The following is a 19,422-nucleotide window of genomic DNA, read 5'->3' as shown; positions in this document are numbered from 1 at the left end:
CTCCATTGACAGTCTTTTTACTATTTGTTACAATTTATGACAGATGTAATAAATTTGTAACAAATCGGTAATAATCAGAGGCAGGAGGAAACATGAAGAAAAGGACAGTACAGGCAATCGGACTCCTTGCTGTGATGGGATTGTTATATGCCGGCATGGATACGGAAGCGGCGTCCACCAGGGATCTTGTGAGACCGACGGCGGGGTTTGACCGTGTGTTCGCAGAGGCACTGGCTGAAGAGACGGCATCAGCAAGGGAGACAGAACAGGAAAAAGATACAAAAGAAGCAAAAAACGCGTCAGAGACGGAAGAAATTCAGGACGCAGAAATTATAGAGACAGCAGAGGCGCAGAAAGACGCAAACAGTGTGGACAATCTGTGGGGGTATACGAATCTTGGCATAGCGCAGGTTGATAACCATCTGAATGTCCGGGACAAAGCCGGAGAGGACGGTGAGCTGGTAGGTAAAATGACGAAAAATGCCGCCTGCGAGATTCTCAAAGTTGAGGGAGAATGGGCTTATGTCAAGTCCGGAAAAGTGGAAGGCTACGTGCATACCGATTATCTGCTGACCGGGGAAGAGGCAAAAGAGCGGGCGCAGGAAGTCGTCTACACGGTGGCCAAAGTCAATACCCAGACGTTAAAGGTGCGGGAACAGCCCAGCACCGAGTGTCCGGTTATCACACTGGTAGCGCAGGACGAGCGGCTGGAAGTCGTGGAGCAGAAACCGGAAGGATGGGCGAAAATCATGCTCGATGACGAGGAGGCTTACGTCTCCACCGATTACTGTGTCATTGAAGAGGAACTGGACACGGCCGTTACGATGAAAGAACTGATGTATGGCAACGGCATTTCTAATACGCGCATTGATCTCTGCCAGTTTGCCAAACAGTTTGTGGGCAATCCTTATGTGTGGGGCGGCACAAGCCTGACAAAGGGAGCGGACTGCTCCGGATTTGTCCAGAGCGTGTTCCGGCAGTTTGGGGTATCCCTGCCCCGTTCCTCGAGAGAGCAGGTCAACGTGGGGACAAAGATTTCACTGGCGGATGCTCAGCCGGGCGATCTGATCTTCTATGCAAAAGGCGGAACGATCAACCATGTGGCGCTGTATATCGGTAATGGCCAGGTCGTACATGCCAGCAGCCCGAAGACCGGTATCCGTATTTCCAATGCGACCTATCGGACACCGGCGGCAGTCAAACGAGTGTTGTCTTAACAGAAAATATGGCAGACACGAAAACGAAGAGATTGAGAACAGACCGTCATGGTCTTGAGGAAACGGCAAAGCCGCACAGCTTTTCTGCGATTGCGACTTGCGGAAGATATTTGTGTTTTCCATTGTCCGCATAAAAGCCAGCAGTTTCCGGTCATGGATGACCGGAAAAGCCCTGCCTGAGCCTGGATGGTGAATGCAGGGCGTCTGCGTTACTCTTTTGATAATTGAAAACGTAAGTAGTTGTAAAAGGGTTCTTATCAGAGAAGAGGACAATGAGAAAATACTATATCGGGAGCATGGAGCAAGAAAGAAAACCTGTGCGGTTTTGTTCATCCAAGGCAGTACGTGTGGCTGTTCACAATCAACACGTTTTCGTGTTTGCCTTGCAGAAAACGCTTTACTTCAAGACAAAAGTATGATATACTAATCCGGTATGAATTTTACCACTGCTCAGGACAGGGCATCTCCAACCCGTTCTTAGCGGCCGGTGTATTATGAGAGACAGGAGGAAACAAATGTGATTTCTAAGGAAAAAAAGACAGCGATTATCAATCAGTATGCCAGAAGTGAGGGAGATACCGGTTCGCCGGAAGTACAGGTTGCGGTACTGACTGCGAGGATCGAAGAGCTGACAGAGCATTTAAAGACAAATCAGAAAGATCATCATTCCCGCAGGGGTCTGTTAAAGATGGTCGGTCAGAGACGTGGCCTGCTTGCATATTTAAAGAAGAAAGACATTGCAAGATACCGTACTTTGATCGAAAAACTGGGATTGAGAAAATAATCATGGATTAAAGGCGGATTGATTTTCATCCGCCTTTTCGATATGGAGAAACAGGAACCAATATAGACAGAAGAGAGCTTCCGAGACCACTGAGGTGTGTACATGTGCCTGATATGTATACAGGTCAGTAGTTTCGGCATCTTCTGTCTGTCACAATAATGCAAAGTGAAAAGGAGAAGAATATGTTCAAGACTTATACGATGGAGCTTGCCGGGCGCACCTTAAAGGTAGAGATCGGCAAAGTAGGGAAACAGGCAAACGGCTGTGCTTTTATGCAGTATGGGGAGACAACCGTACTGAGTACGGCGACAGCTTCCGAGAAACCGCGGGAGGGGATCGACTTTTTCCCGCTGAGCGTTGAGTTTGAAGAGAAATTATATGCGGTCGGCAAGATTCCCGGCGGCTTTAACAAGAGAGAGGGGAAGGCTTCTGAGAATGCGGTGCTGACAAGCCGTGTGATCGACCGGCCGATGCGCCCGCTGTTCCCGAAAGATTACAGAAACGATGTGACATTGAATAATATGGTAATGTCGGTCGACCCGGCCTGCCGTCCGGAACTGGTGGCAATGCTCGGCGCTTCGATCGCCACCTGTATTTCCGATATTCCGTTCTGCGGTCCCTGTGCGATGACACAGATCGGTCTGATTGATGGTGAATTTATTGTCAATCCGTCTCAGGAAGAGTGGAAATGTGGGGATCTGAAACTGACGGTCGCTTCTACGAGTGAGAAAGTGATTATGATTGAGGCCGGCGCCAACGAAGTTCCGGAAGATAAGATGATCGAAGCGATCTATAAAGCGCATGAGATCAATCAGACGATCATTGCCTTTATCAATCAGATCGTCTCCGAAGTGGGCAAGCCGAAGCACGAATATACGAGCTGTGCAATTCCGGAGGAGATGTTTGACAAGATCAGAGAGCTCGTACCTGCGCAGGAGATGGAGACTGCGGTATTTACCGATGAGAAGCAGGTGCGGGAAGAGAATATCAGAAAGATCACGGAGCGTCTGGAGGAGGCATTCGCGGAGAATGAAGAATGGCTTGCTCTGCTGGACGAGGCGATCTATCAATATGAGAAAAAGACAGTCCGCAAGATGATCTTAAAAGATCACAAGCGTCCGGACGGACGTGAGATCACGCAGATCCGTCCGCTGGCAGCGGAAGTAGATACGATACCGAGAGTTCACGGCAGCGCCATGTTTACGAGAGGACAGACGCAGATCTGCAATGTGACGACGCTGGCGCCGCTCTCCGAAGTGCAGAAAATTGACGGTCTGGACGAGAACGAAGTGAGCAAACGCTATATGCACCATTATAATTTCCCGTCTTATTCGGTCGGCGAGACGAAGCCTTCCAGAGGACCGGGGCGGCGTGAGATCGGTCACGGCGCTCTGGCGGAGAGAGCGCTGATACCGGTACTTCCTTCGACAGAGGAATTTCCGTATGCGATCCGTTCCGTGTCGGAGACATTTGAATCAAACGGTTCGACGTCGATGGCTTCCACATGTGCTTCCTGTATGTCGCTGATGGCGGCCGGTGTACCGGTGAAAAAGATGGTGGCAGGAATTTCCTGTGGTCTTGTGACAGGAGAAAGTGACGATGATTATGTACTTCTGACAGATATTCAGGGTCTGGAAGACTTCTTCGGCGATATGGATTTCAAGGTTACGGGTACGACGGCAGGTATCACTGCCATTCAGATGGACATTAAGATTCACGGCCTGACGAGAGCGATCGTGGAGAGTGCGATCTCCAGATGCCGTGAGGCGAGACTTTTCATTATGGATACGTGTATGAGACCGGCGATCAGCGGACCACGTCCGGAAGTGAGTAAGTATGCGCCGAAGATCATTCAGATCCAGATCGATCCGGAAAAGATTGGCGATGTCGTGGGACAGCGCGGCAAGACGATCAATGCGATCATTGAGCGCACCGGAGTAAAGATCGACATTTCGGACGACGGCGCAGTGTCCGTATGCGGTACCGATCAGGCGATGATGGACAAGGCTATTGATATGATCAAGATCATTGTCACGGAGTTCGAAGCCGGACAGATCTTTACCGGTACGGTTGTCAGCATCAAGGAATTCGGAGCGTTTATCGAGTTTGCACCGGGGAAAGAGGGCATGGTCCATATTTCCAAGATTGCCAAAGAGCGGATCAACCATGTGGAGGACGTTCTCACTCTGGGCGATAAGGTGACGGTCGTATGTCTTGGGAAAGATAAGATGGGGCGCATCAGCTTTTCTATGAAGGATGTTGCGCAGAAATAGAGGGATTGCTATGAAGATCACATTAAAAGACGGAAGCTGCAAAGAATATGCCCAGGCGATGAGCATCTATGACATTGCCCGTGACATCAGTGAGGGACTGGCCCGTGCGGCCTGTGCGGGGGAAGTGGACGGCGAGGTCGCAGACCTGCGCACGGTTATTGACAGAGATTGCGTTCTCAATATCCTGACGGCCAGAGACGAAGCCGGTCTGCGGGCAATGCGTCATACGTGCTCGCATGTGCTGGCTGAGGCAGTAAAGAGACTGTTCCCGGACGCCAGGGTCACGATCGGCCCTTCGATCGAAGATGGGTTTTACTATGATTTTGATCACGCGCCTTTTTCCAGGGAAGATTTGGACAATCTGGAAAAAGAGATGAAGAAGATCATCAAGGAAGGGCACAAACTGGAGCGGTTTACACTTCCGAGGGCGGAAGCGGTCAAATATATGGCAGACCGGAATGAGCCTTATAAAGTGGAGCTGATCGAGGACCTGCCGGAAGAGGCGGAGATCTCCTTCTATGATCAGGGCGGCTTTGTCGATCTGTGTGCAGGTCCGCATCTGATGAGTACGAAGGGCATCAAGGCGTTCAAACTGATTTCCTCTTCGATGGCATACTGGCGGGGCGACTCGGAAAAAGCCCAGCTTCAGCGTATTTACGGAACGGCTTTTCCTGACAAAGAGGCGCTTGCCGCTTATCTGGCGCACCTGGAAGACATCAAAAAACGCGATCATAACAGACTTGGACGGGAGATGGAGCTGTTTGCCACAGTGGATGTGATCGGTCAGGGACTTCCGCTTCTGCTTCCCAGGGGCACGAAGATGATTATGAAGCTGCAGCGGTGGATCGAAGATCTGGAGGACAGAGAGTGGGGCTATGTGCGCACGAAGACGCCGCTGATGGCGAAGAGCGATCTGTATAAAATTTCCGGTCACTGGGATCACTATAAAGATGGAATGTTTGTGCTCGGTGATGAGGAGACAGACAAGGAAGTGTTTGCCCTGCGGCCGATGACATGCCCGTTCCAGTATTATTGTTATAAAAACGGACAGCATTCCTACCGGGATCTGCCGATTCGCTACGGCGAGACTTCGACATTATTCCGCAACGAAGATTCCGGAGAGATGCACGGACTGACCCGTGTACGTCAGTTTACGATTTCCGAGGGACATCTTGTCATTCGGCCCGATCAGGTGGAAGAGGAGCTGAAGGGCTGCCTGAACCTGGCCAACTATGTTCTGGCGACGCTGGGGTTGCAGGAAGATGTTACTTACCGGCTGTCAAAGTGGGACCCGGATAACAGAGAGAAATATCTTGGCGATGAGGCATATTGGGAGAAGGCGCAGGATGCGCTCCGCCAGATTTTGCTTGAAAATCATCTGCCTTTTACCGAGGCTGACGGGGAAGCCGCATTTTATGGACCGAAAATTGATATTCAGGCGAGGAATGTATACGGCAAAGAGGATACGATGATCACCATTCAGCTCGATTGTGCGATCGCCGAGAACTTTGACCTGTATTATATCGATCAAAACGGCGACAAGATTCGACCATATATCATTCACCGGACGTCACTTGGCTGCTATGAGCGGACGCTGGCGTGGCTGATCGAGAAATATGCGGGCAAGTTCCCGACATGGCTCTGTCCGGAACAGGTTCGTATCCTGACAATCTCCGAGAAGTTTGAGGACTACGCGGAGCAGGTACGGAAGACGCTGGCGGAGGGCGGCGTCGATGTGACGGTGGACAATCGCTCCGAGAAAATCGGCTACAAGATCAGAGAGGCGAGAATGGCGAAGCTCCCGTATATGCTTGTCGTTGGGGCGAATGAGGAACAGGAAGGGCTTGTCAGTGTCAGAAGCCGCTTTGCCGGAGATGAGGGACAAAAGACTCTGGCACAGTTCATGGAGCAGATCTGCAGGGAGATTCGTACTAAGGAAATCCGCGCAGAGCTGCCGGAGGAAGAGAAGAAATAACATACGTGTTTTGAGATTTTTTCAAGGCGGCCGGCTTCATGTGAGAGTGCATGAGCCGGCTGTTTGTCATTTCCTGTCGATAGATTCCGGCTCCGCTTGCGTCGGGAAAACATAAGTTCCTCTTGCCAGATGGGTAAAACTAAGATAAAATGTACCTACGGTGGTGGAAAGTGGATTAAAGTGGCTCGAAATGGGGTCCATTTTCCGTGGCAGACCGCTTTTGGCAGGTGAACAATATGTTTATGGGAGAATACAACCACACGATCGACGCAAAGGGCAGACTGATCGTACCTTCCAAATTCCGTGAGACATTGGGCGATGAGTTCGTTGTGACGAAGGGTTTGGACGGGTGCCTGTTTGTGTACGACAATCATGAGTGGACTGCATTCGAACAAAAGCTGAAATCACTGCCGATCACCAATAAAGATGCAAGAGTCTTTGTCCGTTTCTTTCTCGCAGGAGCCGCAGCGGTGGAAGTGGACAAGCAGGGAAGAATATTGCTTCCGGGTTCTCTCAGAGAGTTTGCCGCGCTGTCAAAAGAGGTTGTGCTGATTGGCGTGGGAAGCAGGATCGAGATCTGGAGCCGGGAGAGATGGGAAGATGCGGCTTCTTTTGAAGATATGGATACGATCGCAGAGCATATGGCAGATCTGGGTCTGAGCATATAGCAGCTCAGACTGGCGGCAGCACAGCGGGCAGAGGGTAACGGATGGAGTTCAGACATAAGTCGGTATTGCTGGAAGAAGTAATAGAATATTTACATATCAATCCGGACGGAACTTATGTGGATGGCACGCTGGGCGGCGGCGGACACAGCTATCATATTGCGGAGAGGCTTTCCTCCAAAGGCAGTCTGATCGGTATCGATCAGGACGATGCGGCGGTGAAGGCGGCAGGGGAACGGCTTGCCCCGTTTGGGGACAAGGTGACCATCGTCAGGAGCAATTACAGAGAAATGGGACAGGTATTGCAGGAAATCGGTATCTGTCAGGTGGACGGTATTTTGCTGGACCTTGGTGTTTCTTCTTATCAGCTTGATACGTTGGAACGGGGCTTTTCCTATAAGTATGATACCAGACTGGATATGCGGATGGATACGAGGCAGACGCTCACAGCGAGAGAGATCGTCAACTCGTATTCTCTGTCAGAACTATCCCGTATCATCAGAGAGTATGGCGAAGATAAATTTGCGCAGAATATAGCAAAACACATTGTACAGGAGAGAGAGAGAGAACCAATCGAGACGACCGGACGGCTGAATGAAATTATCAGGGCGGCGATCCCGGCGAAAATGAGGACAGCAGGGGGACATCCGTCAAAGAAGACATTTCAGGCGATCCGTATTGCCTGTAACAGAGAGCTTGATGTGTTGAAAGACTCTCTGGATATGATGGTCGATCTGTTGCAGCCGGGGGGAAGGCTGTGTATCATCACCTTTCATTCTCTGGAAGATCGGATCGTCAAATCGGCATTCCGGACTTATGAAAATCCCTGTGTCTGTCCACCGGAGTTTCCGGTCTGTGTATGCGGGCGCAGGTCAAGAGGGACCGTGATCACGAGAAAACCGGTATTACCCGGGAGTGAGGAGACAAAGGAGAATCAGAGAGCAAAGAGTGCGAAACTCAGAGTATTTGAAAAGAGGGAGTAAAGATGACCGTGAGAAATCAGGGAAGGTCTGATACGAACCGCAAAACGAGTACACGAGTGGATAGAAACCGGAATCATGTTTATATATATGGCAATACGGCAAAACAGCTTGATGTAAGAGAAGCGATCCGTCAAAAGCCGAAAAGGACACGAAACAGTCACGCAGCGAGAAAGAACAGGGAAAAGGCGATGTTTATGAATCCGGCTTATGTGTTTTTTCTGGCGGCCGCGCTGATCGTTTCAGGCATCATATTGATGAATTACATCAGACTGCAGTCGGATATTACCAACAGCATTAACCACATCGCTGCTCTGGAGAGCGAATTGAACGAACTGAAATTATCCAACGATGAAGAGTACAGCAGGATCGAGAGCAGTGTGGATCTGGAGGAGATCAAGCGGATTGCCATCGAAGAGCTGGGAATGACCTATGCAGGAGAAGGACAGGTTGTGGAATATGCTTCTGAGGGAAGTGATTATGTGCGACAGATAGCGGATATTCCGGATTGAGATAGCAGGTGTATATGTGGAGAGAGCAAGACCGAACAATGTAAAGTTTACAACGAAGATGCAAAAGAAGCTGGTGGTACTGTTTTTGCTTGTACTGTCAGCTTTTGTAGGGTTAAGTGTCAGATTGATACTGATCAACAGAGACAACGGGGAGCAGTATAAACGACAGGTGCTATCCCAGCAGAGATACGACAGCCGGGCGATCCCGTTTAAAAGAGGAGATATAGTTGACTGTAAGGGTACGAAGCTGGCTGTCAGCGAGAAAGTATACAATGTCATACTGGATGCCGACTTGGTGGATGATAAAGAGGAATATATAGAAGCAACGCTGCAGGCGCTGGGACAGTGTTTTGATCTGGATACCTCGGCGATCCGGGCGTACATCGCCGCCAATCCGAATTCCAAATATTATGTGCTGGCAAAGAAACTATCCTATGACGAGATCAATCCGTTTGTGGAACTGCAAAATGACACGGAGAACAATCCGAACATCAAAGGCATCTGGTTTGAGGAAGAGTATGAGAGAAAATATCCGGGCGGCAGTCTGGCCAGCGACATTATCGGTTTTACCGGTAAGGACAATAAGGGAACTTATGGACTGGAAGAGTATTATAATGATACGTTGAATGGAATTAACGGCCGGGAATATGGGTATCTTAATGACGATGCCACATTGGAGCGGACGACAAAGGCGGCGATCGACGGCAATACGATCGTGACGACGATCGATGCCAATATTCAGAGCATTGTCGAAAAATATCTGAAGAAATTTAACGATGACAATCAAAACGCGGCGCGCGACGGCAACGGTGCCTACAATGTCGGCTGTATTATGATGAATGTCAACACCGGAGAGATTCTGGCGATGGCAAGCTATCCGAATTATGATTTGAATGATATTTACAATCCACAGCCGCTGATCGGCTCGGTACTGCTGGATACGGAGGGAAAGGAGTCGGGTGAGGTCATCACACAGCAGATGATCGATGCGATGGATGACGATACGCTGTATGCGAATCTGAACGCACTCTGGAAAAATTACTGCATTACGAGCACTTACGAGCCGGGGTCGGTTGCCAAGCCGTTTACGGCGGCAACGGGACTGGAATGCGGAAGACTGACGGGAAATGAAGAATATTTCTGCGGCGGTTCTCTCTGGAAGGGCGGGCATGAGATCCATTGCCATAACCGGCTCGGAGACAATACGGTGACGGTGAAACGGGCGATTGAGGTATCCTGCAACGTGGCGCTGATGCAGATGGGGGATGCCATCGGCAAAGACAACTTTCTGACGTTTCAGGAATTATATAACTTCGGCCTGCGCACGAACATCGATCTGGCGGGGGAGGCGCGGACGGCAGGACTTGTCTATACGTCCGAGACGATGGGTGAGGCCGAACTCGCCACCTCCACCTTCGGTCAGGGATTTAACGTGACGATGATCCAGATGATCACGGCGTTCAGTTCCCTGATCAACGGCGGTTATTATTATGAGCCTCATATGGTGAGCAAGATCGTCAGTGCGGACGGCACGACGATCAAAAATATCGAACCGAGGCTTTTGAAGCAGACCGTGTCCGCAAGCACCTCGGAAAAGATCGTGGACTACTGCAACGGCGTCGTCACCGACGGAACCGGCAAGACGGCAAGGCCTGCCGGTTATGCCATCGGCGGTAAGACGGGAACAGGGGAGATGGTGCCCCGTGATAAGACCAACTATGTGGTCTCTTTTATGGGCTATGCGCCGGCGGATGATCCACAGATTGCGATCTATGTGGTTGTGGACAGACCAAATACGGAGAGACAGGACGATGCCAAGTTTGCTACCGGTATCGTGAGGAATATTCTGACAGAAGTACTTCCTTATCTGAACTATTTTATGACAGAAGAGCTGTCGGAGGATGAGACACAGGAGATGTCAGAGAGCGGCCTTGCCGTAAGAATTCCGGGAGTCGGGACGGAGGAGCCGGAAGGCGAAGAGGACGGAGAAACTCAGGGAGAAAATGAGGGACAAGACCCCGAGTCGGTGGAGGTGACCGGCGGCGAGGGAGAGGAAGGAGCTGCCGGAGAAGGCGGCGGGGAAGAGATGTCTGAGGAAGAACGACAGTGGCGGGAGCGGATCGCAAGTTATGAGACAGATCCGGAGACCGGGTATCTGATCGAGCCGGAGACCGGTGTCCTCATTGACCCTGCCACAGGGCAGGCAATGAACGGCGCTTCCTTTATGGATTGACAATGAAGGCTTTATGCAGTCATAACCTGTAAGGAAACATAATAAATTTGTAGTAATTCCTTTGTCAGGGGTCTGCATGGAGAAAAATAAGACGTTTCATCGGAAAAAGATATTTGTCGCCTTTCTGATCTTTTTCGTCTGTTTTTTCGGACTGAGTTTTCGACTGTCCTATCTGATGATAAATTGTTCCGGTTACTATGGGGAACAGGCGAGAGCGTTGCATGAGCGGGAACGGAGCATCAAGGCAGCGAGGGGACGGATCGTGGACAGAAACGGTGTGGTGCTTGCGGATAATAAGACCGTATGCACCATTTCCGTCATTCACAGTCAGATAGAAGACAAAGAAAAGATCATCAGCATGCTCTGTCAGGAACTCTCTCTGGATGAAGATTACGTCCGGGGCCGGGTCGAAAAAGTGTCCGCCATTGAGCGGATCAAGAGCAATGTGGAGAAAGAGGTCGGAGACCGGATCAGAGAATATAATCTGGCCGGTGTCAAAGTGGATGAAGATTATAAAAGATATTACCCTTACGGAGAGCTGGCGTCCAAAGTGCTGGGCTTTACCGGAGGGGACAATCAGGGGATCATCGGTCTGGAAGTGACTTATGATTCCGTGCTCGAGGGCGAGGCCGGCACGATTCTGACAGTCACCGACGCCCGGGGCATTGAAGTGGATGAGGCGGGGGAGAACCGGATCGAACCGGTCGACGGCAATGATCTGATTATCTCGATGGATATGAATATTCAGAAATATGCCACACAGCTCGCCTGTCAGGCCATGGAAACAAAAGAAGCGGACAGCGTTTCCATCGTTGTGATGAATCCACAAAACGGAGAGATCCTGGCGATGGTCAATGTGCCGGAGTTTGATCTGAATGAGCCGTTTACCCTTCCCGCCTCGCCGATGGGGACAGATGTGAGCGCAGGAATGACGGAGAAAGAGAAACAGGATGCGCTGAACCGGATGTGGCGCAATGGCTGCATCAATGACACGTACGAACCGGGTTCCACATTTAAGACAGTGACTGCGGCAGCAGGACTGGAGGCCGGCGTCGTGCATACGACAGATACGTTCAACTGTCCCGGCTTTATCGTTGTGGAGGACAGAAGGATTCGCTGCCACAAGAGGGGCGGGCATGGCAGTCAGGATTTCATCCATGCGACGATGAATTCCTGCAATCCGGTGTTTGTGACAGTCGGTATGCGCCTTGGCAGCGACAGATATTATGAATACTTTGAAAAATTCGGTCTCCTGGAAAAGACGGGGATTGATCTTCCCGGTGAGGCATCGACGATCATGCACAAAAAGGAAAATATCGGCATGGTGGAGCTGGCGACGATCTCTTTCGGTCAGTCGTTTCAGATTACGCCAATCCAGTTGATGACGACGGCAGCTTCTTTTGTCAACGGAGGTCGGCGGGTGACCCCTCATTTCGGAATCCGCGCCGTAGATGGAGAGGGCAGGACCGTCAGGAATTTTTCCTATCCGGTCCGGGAAGGGGTCGTCAGCGATGAGACATCGGAGATCATGAAAATGCTGCTGGAACAGGTCGTGGCCGAAGGCGGTGGCAAGAATGCGATCGTGGAAGGATACCGGGTCGGCGGCAAGACGGCGACAAGCCAGACATTGCCGAGGGGGAGCGGAAGATATATCTCCTCGTTTCTCGGATTTGCACCGGCGGATAATCCGCAGGTGATGGCGATCGCGATCATCAACAACCCGCAGGGAACCTATTATGGCGGACAGATTGCGGCCCCTGTCGTGAGACAGCTTTTTGAAAACATTCTTCCTTATCTGGAGGAGACAGATTACAATCGGACATCATCCGCTGCTGCGGATCATTAAAAAATACAGGCTACAGCAAACGGTCAGGAAAGGAACAGAGAAATGATAAGATACAGTACAGTGGTCACACCGGTCATCATAGCTTTTGCCATCAGCGTTTTGGCAGGTCCCCTCGTGATCCCGTTTTTGAAAAGACTGCATGTGGGACAGACGGAGAGAGATGAGGGGCCAAAGTCTCATTTGAAAAAATCCGGAACGCCGACGATGGGCGGTATCCTGATCGTGGGAAGTGCAATGCTTGCTGCTCTGCCTTATGTAAAAAGTTATCCGAAGATCATACCGATTCTCTTTCTGACACTTGGCTTTGGACTGATCGGCTTTCTCGATGACTATATCAAAGTCGTGCTCAAACGTTCGCTCGGTCTGACGCCGCTGCAAAAGATGAGCGGACAGATCGTTGTGACGGCAGTTTTTGCTTATTATCTGACACATTATACGGATGTGAGTCTGGCCATGAAAGTTCCTTTCCGGCCGGAAATGACGATCGACTTTGGCTTTCTGAACATACCGATCCTGTTTTTTATCGTGATCGGTACCGTAAACGGGACCAATTTTACTGACGGACTGGATGGACTGGCCAGCAGCGTGACAATCATGGTCGCCACTTTTTTCACCGTGGTCGCTATCGGTACGGGAAGCGGCATCGAGCCTGTAACCTGTGCGGTCGTCGGTTCTCTGCTCGGTTTTCTGCTCTTTAATGTTTATCCGGCAAGGGTGTTTATGGGCGATACAGGTTCTCTCGCCCTCGGCGGATTTGTGGCCGCCTGTGCTTATCTGATGCAGATGCCCTTATTTATCGTGATCGTAGGTTTCATTTATCTGCTGGAAGTGGTGTCCGTAATTTTACAGGTCGGCTATTTTAAGCTCTCCGGCGGAAAACGTATTTTTAAAATGGCGCCGATCCATCATCATTTTGAATTGTGCGGATGGTCGGAGACACGTGTGGTGGCAGTATTTTCCGTCGGGACGGCAATCCTTTGCCTGATCGGACTGCTGGCGTTATAGAGACTTTAAAAAGGCACGAAGGAGAGATTGGTATGGATTTAAAAGAGAAAAATGTGCTTGTCATCGGTTCGGGAATCAGCGGTGTCGCTGCGGCGCAGCTTCTTTACAAGGCGGGAGCCCGTGTCATTCTCTTTGACGGAAATGACAGGCTGACAGTGGATGAGATCAAAGACAAACTGCCGGCGTATGTGAATGCGCAGATTTATACGGGCGTACTGCCGGAAGAAGTGGAAAAAAGGGCGCAGCTTGTCGTTGTCAGTCCGGGCGTGCCCACGGATACGCCGTTTATCGGGGCGTTCAGAGAGAGGAAAGTCCCGGTATGGGGAGAGATCGAGCTGGCGTATTGTCAGGCAAGAGGGAAGCTGATCGCCATTACCGGTACGAACGGAAAGACGACGACGACTGCGCTGACCGGACAGATTATGCGGGACTATATGGGAGAAGTTTTCGTTGTCGGCAATATCGGCAATCCTTATACGCTGGAGGCGGATCATACGACGGACACTTCGGTGACGGTGGCGGAGATCAGCAGCTTCCAGCTCGAGACGATTTATACGTTCCGGCCGGATGTCTCTGCGATTCTCAATATCACGCCGGATCACCTGAACCGGCATCATACGATGGCAAACTATGTGGAAGTCAAAGAGTCAATCGCCCAAAATCAGAATAAAGACAGCCGGTGCATTCTGAATTATGAGGATACGTACACACGGGCGTTCGGAGAGCGGACAGGAGCACAGCCTTTTTATTTTTCTTCTGAGCGCCGGCTGGAGCAGGGAATCTATCTGGAAGGAGATGATATTTATCTTGCCGATGGAGACGAGCCGGTAAAAGTGTTGAATATTCATGAGATGAAGCTGCTCGGCGTTCATAATGTGGAAAATGTGATGGCTGCTGTGGCGCTGGCTCACAGCATGGGGGTACCGCTGGAGAGCATTCGGGAGACGGTCAGAGAATTCCGTGCGGTGGAGCACAGGATCGAGTATGTGGCGACGAAAAAAGGCGTTGATTATTATAATGATTCCAAGGGGACGAATCCGGATGCGGCCATCCGGGGAATCCGGGCGATGAACCGGCCTACGATCCTCATCGGCGGTGGTTATGATAAAGGAAGCGATTACGATGAATGGATAGAGGCTTTTGACGGTAAGGTCAAATGGTTTGTCCTCCTTGGACAGACAAGGGATAAGATTGCAGAATGTGCGAGAGCACATGGCTTTGAGAACATCATCATGGTGGACAGTCTGGAAGAGGCAGTGGCTGTCTGCGCCGAAAAAGCGGATGACGGCGATGCCGTACTGCTTTCCCCGGCTTGTGCCAGTTGGGGGATGTTCCCCAATTATGAAATCAGGGGTGAGAGATTTAAAGAATTAGTAAGTAAGCTGGAGGATTGAGTTTGGATAGATTCACAGAAAGGAGAAGAAATAAGGCAGATCAGTATTTTGATTACAGTCTGTTGTTTATCGTATTGTTTCTGCTTGGCTTCGGGATGGTGATGATCTACTCTACGAGTTCTTATGAAGCCAGCAAAGACTATGGCGATGCGGCATATTACCTGAAGAAACAGGCGCTGTCCACGGTGCTGGGGATTGCGGCGATGATTATCACTGCCAATATTCCCTATCATTTCTGGGAGAAATTCGCGGTGCCGGGCTATATTCTCTCGGCAGTTCTGATCTGTCTTGTGCTGACGCCGATCGGTGTCAAGGTAAAGGGGGCGAGACGATGGCTTGATTTCGGTATCGGACTGCGATTGCAGCCGGCTGAGATTGCAAAATTGTGTATGATCTTATTTCTGGCCAGTATGGTATGCAGGATGGGAAAGAGCATCCGCAGCAAAAAGGGGTTTCTGATCGTGCTTCTTGTTCCGGTGCCAATCAGTCTGATGATCTGGAAGATCACAGATAACCTGAGTTCCGCCATTATTATTTTCGGGATTGCGGCGCTGATGCTGTTTGTTTCCAGCCCGGACTATAAAAAATTTATTTTACTCGGGCTCAGCGGAGCGGCAGCAGCGGGGGGAGCAGTCTACATCGTCACACAGATGGCGTCATCGGACAGTCTGGATTTCCGCGGTGAGCGAATCCTCGCCTGGCTCGATCCGGAGGCTTATGCCAGCGGTAAGGGGTTTCAGACGCTGCAGGCGTTGTATGCCATCGGTTCCGGCGGCATTTTCGGAAAAGGGCTGGGACAGAGTATGCAGAAGCTGGGATTTATCCCCGAGGCGCAAAATGATATGATCTTCTCGATTATCTGCGAGGAATTGGGATTATTCGGAGCGATTGCAGTCATCTTACTCTTTCTGCTTCTGATCTGGCGATTTATGATCGTTGCCAACAATGCGCCGGATCTGTTCGGGGCGCTGCTTGTTGTAGGAGTTATGGGGCATATCGCGATCCAGGTCATTCTGAATATTGCGGTCGTCACCAATACCATTCCCAATACGGGAATCTCACTGCCCTTTATCAGTTACGGAGGTTCTTCCGTCCTGTTTTTGCTCGTCGAGATCGGACTGGTGCTCAGTGTGTCCCATTCCATTCGTTTCAAAGACGTATAGCCGTACAAGATACATAAATGCGGATTTTTCATATGATAGAATATGTCGTTTTTCATCAAAGGTAGAGAAGGTGGATCGGTGGATTCTATTCATATTTGCGGTGGTTATCCGCTTCACGGGAGTGTACGGATACAGGGGTCCAAAAATGCGGTGCTGCCTGTTCTGGCTGCCACCCTTCTTGTAGAAGGGAAGGTGACACTCTGTAACTGTCCGAGGATCGCGGATGTCTTATGTATGGTGGAGCTTTTAAGGAGTGTCGGCTGCCACGTGGAGCAGGAAGGCGGCCGGATTACAGTCGATGCCAGCAGCGTGGCAGGCAGTAGTCTGCCGCAGCAGTATGTGACGCAGATGCGCTCTTCCGCAGTAATGATGGGTGCCATTCTCGGAAGAAAAGGGCGGGTCAGCATCAGCTATCCGGGCGGCTGTGTAATCGGCAAGCGTCCCATTGACATCCATCTGCAGGCGTTTTCCCGTCTGGGAGTCCTGTTTGAGGAAGCGGGTAACAGTCTGACCGCATGGGCGGAGAAATTATGGGGCAATGAGATTACACTCGCGTTTCCGAGCGTGGGAGCTACAGAGAACAGCATTCTGGCGGCTGTTCTCGCCGAGGGAGAGACCGTGATCCACAATGCGGCCAGGGAACCGGAGATTGGGGCGCTATGCGAATTTCTTGTCTGCGCCGGTGCACAGATCCACCGGGAGGAAGCGGGAAGGCGGATTCGCATCCGGGGCGTAAGGAGACTGCATTCGTGCAGATACTGCATTCCCTGTGACAGAATTGTGGCCGGTACGTATCTGTTTGGCTGTATGGCTGCGGGCGGTGAGATCAGTCTGACGGAGGCGGATGCGGGACAGCTTGAGGCGGTGCTGTCGGTCATCCGGCAGATGGGCGGTGTCCTCGACTGTGGCAAGAGAGAGATCCGGCTGCGGGCGCCGGAAAGGCCGCTGCCGGTACCTTATCTGAAGACAGAAGTGTATCCGGGCTATCCGACGGATCTGCAAAGTCAGCTGTTGGCGGCGCTGGCGCTGGCAGATGGCGAGAGTGTTGTCGAGGAGACGATCTTTGAAAACCGTTTCCGTGCCGTTGCGGGCCTGCGGCAGATGGGCGCATGTATGGGGATTGACGCCTCCTGCGTGCGGATCAGAGGCGTGAAAGAGCTCCATGGAGCACGGGTGGCAGCCGAGGAACTTCGCGGAGGGGCGGCGCTTTGCATGGCGGCGCTGGCGGCAAAAGGAGATACGTATATTACGGGACGACATTTCATAGACAGGGGATACGAGACGCTGGAGCAGGATATCCGCAGTCTTGGAGGCAGGATATGAAGAGAAGAACAGTGGTGCTCTTATGTATATGCGGGGCGCTTTTGATACTGGGGGTGGCAGCGTCCGCGCTGCTGCGGTATTATAAAGTGACGACCGTATATGTGGAAGGGAATGTACATTATAGTAATGAAGAGATCATGGATATGGTCATGACCGGAAAGCTGGGAGACAACTCGCTGTACCTTGCACTGAAATATAAGAACAAGGGGGTGGACGACATCCCCTTTGTACAGACGATGGATGTGGACATCCTCTCTCCGGATACGATCAGAATCACCGTATATGAGAAGGCGCTGGCGGGATATATTCAATATCTTGACCGGTATATGTATTTTGACAAGGACGGAATTATTGTGGAGGCGTCTGACAAAAAAACTGCCGGTATTCCACAGGTGACGGGACTTCACTTTGGCTATGTGGTGATGCACGAAAAACTGCCGGTTGACAATCCTGATATTTTTGCCGATATTCTGGATATTACCCAGTTGCTCAACAAGTATGAGATACAGGCCGATAAGATACAGTTCAGTAAATCGATGCATAAGACCCTTTATTTTGGGGAGGCCAGGGTCAGTCTTGGCTCCAATGAAAATATTGGGGAAAAGATCATGAAACTACAGGCGATCTTACCGGAACTGGCTGGGAAGAAGGGACTTTTGCGAATGGACAACTATTCGGAGGAAATGCGCAACATTACTTTTGAGCTGGACACGCAGTAGAGGCGCAAAAAAAAGTAAAAAAACAGTTGATAAATTATGTGAAAAATAATATCATGGAATATATGGAGTTTATCAGGGGCCATAAAAGGAGGATACACCTTTGTTAGAAATTAAGACGAACGACGCTGAATCTGCAGCTAAGATCATCGTAGTCGGTGTTGGTGGTGCAGGTAATAATGCTGTAAATAGAATGATTGATGAAAATATTGACGGTGTTGAGTTTATCGGGATCAATACGGACAAGCAGGCGTTGCAGCTATGTAAGGCTCCCAAACTGTTGCAGATTGGTGAGAAACTGACAAAAGGACTGGGCGCCGGAGCGAAACCGGAGATTGGAGAGAAAGCGGCAGAGGAGAATATAGAAGAGATCACCAGCGCCATCAAAGGCGCAGATATGGTATTTGTAACTTGCGGCATGGGAGGCGGGACCGGTACGGGCGCTGCTCCTGTCGTTGCCAAAATTGCCAAAGATATGGGGATACTGACAGTCGGTGTTGTGACGAAACCGTTCCGTTTTGAGGCGAAGGCGCGCATGATCAATGCCATCGGCGGTATCGAACGGTTAAAGGAAAATGTAGATACGCTTATCGTGATACCAAACGATAAGCTTCTTGAGATTGTGGACAGACGGACGACGATGCCGGATGCGCTGAAAAAGGCGGACGAAGTGTTGCAGCAGGCAGTGCAGGGGATTACCGATTTGATCAATCTGCCGGCAATCATCAATCTGGATTTTGCGGATGTGCAGACTGTTATGAAAGACAAAGGGATCGCACATATCGGCATTGGTGCCGGCAAGGGAGATGACAAAGCGGCGGACGCTGTCAAAATGGCGGTGGAAAGCCCTCTGTTAGAGACGACGATCTCCGGTGCTACCCATGTAATCATCAATGTTTCGGGGGACATCACGCTGGCAGACGCCGCGGATGCTGCCGACTATGTACAGAGTCTTGCGGGTGATGAGGTAAATATCATCTTCGGTGCCATGTTTGATGAGAAGGCCTCCGACAGTTGTACGATCACAGTCATTGCCACCGGCCTGGAGACGAATACGACGCCTCGGATTACACCGAATAATTTCCAGACATATAAGACTCAGCAGGTAAAACCTGTGAGAACGATGCCGACGAAGAATATGGCTGCGGCTCCGATTCAGTCTCAGCCCCAGCATCAGCATCAGGCGCCTGCGCCAGCTGTTGCTTCGCCAAATGTCAATGTACAACCTCTCTCGGGCATTAAAAGACCGGCTGATATTAAGAGCAGCGTAGAGGAGAAAACTTTGAGCATTCCCAGCTTTCTGCAGAAGAAGTAAAACAGGAAGAGGCGGCATTTA

Annotated in this window: 15 protein-coding genes; all 15 read left to right on the top strand. The window is 50.7% G+C overall.

Going from position 1 to position 19,422, the window contains the following annotated elements:
* Positions 1-92: 92 nt before the first annotated feature.
* The 15 genes from V1224_11235 to ftsZ all read left to right on the top strand — a co-directional run bounded on the left by V1224_11235 (position 93) and on the right by ftsZ (position 19,401).
* Positions 93-1,217: an NlpC/P60 family protein gene (locus V1224_11235; GenBank protein ID WWR15056.1), complete on the top strand. Its 1,125-nt coding sequence runs from the start codon at positions 93-95 to the stop codon at positions 1,215-1,217.
* Between the two features lie 517 nt (positions 1,218-1,734).
* Positions 1,735-2,001, top strand: coding sequence for a 30S ribosomal protein S15 (gene rpsO, locus V1224_11230; protein ID WWR15055.1), 267 nt, complete (start codon positions 1,735-1,737; stop codon positions 1,999-2,001).
* Positions 2,002-2,183: 182 nt separating this feature from the next.
* Positions 2,184-4,274: a polyribonucleotide nucleotidyltransferase gene (locus V1224_11225; GenBank protein WWR15054.1), complete on the top strand. Its 2,091-nt coding sequence runs from the start codon at positions 2,184-2,186 to the stop codon at positions 4,272-4,274.
* A 10-nt stretch (positions 4,275-4,284) separates the two neighbouring features.
* Positions 4,285-6,249, top strand: coding sequence for a threonine--tRNA ligase (thrS, locus tag V1224_11220; protein ID WWR15053.1), 1,965 nt, complete (start codon positions 4,285-4,287; stop codon positions 6,247-6,249).
* A gap of 236 nt (positions 6,250-6,485) precedes the next feature.
* Entirely contained in the window at positions 6,486-6,917 is a 432-nt protein-coding gene (mraZ, locus tag V1224_11215; GenBank protein ID WWR15052.1) for a division/cell wall cluster transcriptional repressor MraZ, read from the top strand.
* A gap of 41 nt (positions 6,918-6,958) precedes the next feature.
* Complete coding sequence (gene rsmH, locus V1224_11210; GenBank protein ID WWR15051.1) at positions 6,959-7,897, top strand: 16S rRNA (cytosine(1402)-N(4))-methyltransferase RsmH; 939 nt, start codon at positions 6,959-6,961, stop codon at positions 7,895-7,897.
* Between the two features lie 2 nt (positions 7,898-7,899).
* Positions 7,900-8,406 (top strand): cell division protein FtsL, encoded by a 507-nt coding sequence (locus V1224_11205; GenBank protein ID WWR15050.1) that lies wholly within the window; start codon positions 7,900-7,902, stop codon positions 8,404-8,406.
* 16 nt (positions 8,407-8,422) lie between these two features.
* The gene (locus tag V1224_11200) at positions 8,423-10,639 is read left to right on the top strand and encodes a penicillin-binding transpeptidase domain-containing protein (GenBank protein WWR15049.1); all 2,217 of its coding nucleotides are present in this window, start codon (positions 8,423-8,425) and stop codon (positions 10,637-10,639) included.
* Positions 10,640-10,715: 76 nt separating this feature from the next.
* Entirely contained in the window at positions 10,716-12,485 is a 1,770-nt protein-coding gene (locus tag V1224_11195; GenBank protein WWR15048.1) for a penicillin-binding transpeptidase domain-containing protein, read from the top strand.
* 42 nt (positions 12,486-12,527) lie between these two features.
* The gene (gene mraY / locus V1224_11190) at positions 12,528-13,490 is read left to right on the top strand and encodes a phospho-N-acetylmuramoyl-pentapeptide-transferase (protein WWR15047.1); all 963 of its coding nucleotides are present in this window, start codon (positions 12,528-12,530) and stop codon (positions 13,488-13,490) included.
* A 32-nt stretch (positions 13,491-13,522) separates the two neighbouring features.
* Positions 13,523-14,884 carry a UDP-N-acetylmuramoyl-L-alanine--D-glutamate ligase gene (gene murD, locus V1224_11185; GenBank protein WWR15046.1) on the top strand — a complete coding sequence of 454 codons (1,362 nt, stop codon included), beginning with the start codon at positions 13,523-13,525 and terminating at the stop codon, positions 14,882-14,884.
* Positions 14,881-16,047 (top strand): putative peptidoglycan glycosyltransferase FtsW, encoded by a 1,167-nt coding sequence (locus tag V1224_11180; protein WWR15045.1) that lies wholly within the window; start codon positions 14,881-14,883, stop codon positions 16,045-16,047. Before murD ends, V1224_11180 begins: the two co-directional genes overlap by 4 nt.
* Positions 16,048-16,125: 78 nt before the next feature.
* The gene (gene murA / locus V1224_11175) at positions 16,126-17,370 is read left to right on the top strand and encodes a UDP-N-acetylglucosamine 1-carboxyvinyltransferase (protein ID WWR15044.1); all 1,245 of its coding nucleotides are present in this window, start codon (positions 16,126-16,128) and stop codon (positions 17,368-17,370) included.
* Entirely contained in the window at positions 17,367-18,089 is a 723-nt protein-coding gene (locus V1224_11170; protein ID WWR15043.1) for an FtsQ-type POTRA domain-containing protein, read from the top strand. Before murA ends, V1224_11170 begins: the two co-directional genes overlap by 4 nt.
* A 100-nt stretch (positions 18,090-18,189) precedes the next feature.
* Positions 18,190-19,401: a cell division protein FtsZ gene (gene ftsZ, locus V1224_11165; GenBank protein WWR15042.1), complete on the top strand. Its 1,212-nt coding sequence runs from the start codon at positions 18,190-18,192 to the stop codon at positions 19,399-19,401.
* Positions 19,402-19,422: the final 21 nt, after the last annotated feature.

The sequence above is a fragment of the Lachnospiraceae bacterium JLR.KK008 genome, from assembly GCA_037015955.1.
Taxonomy (GTDB): domain Bacteria; phylum Bacillota; class Clostridia; order Lachnospirales; family Lachnospiraceae; genus VSOB01.
Note: the sequence above shows the minus strand (reverse complement) of the source record. Positions and strands in the feature narration are given on the sequence as shown.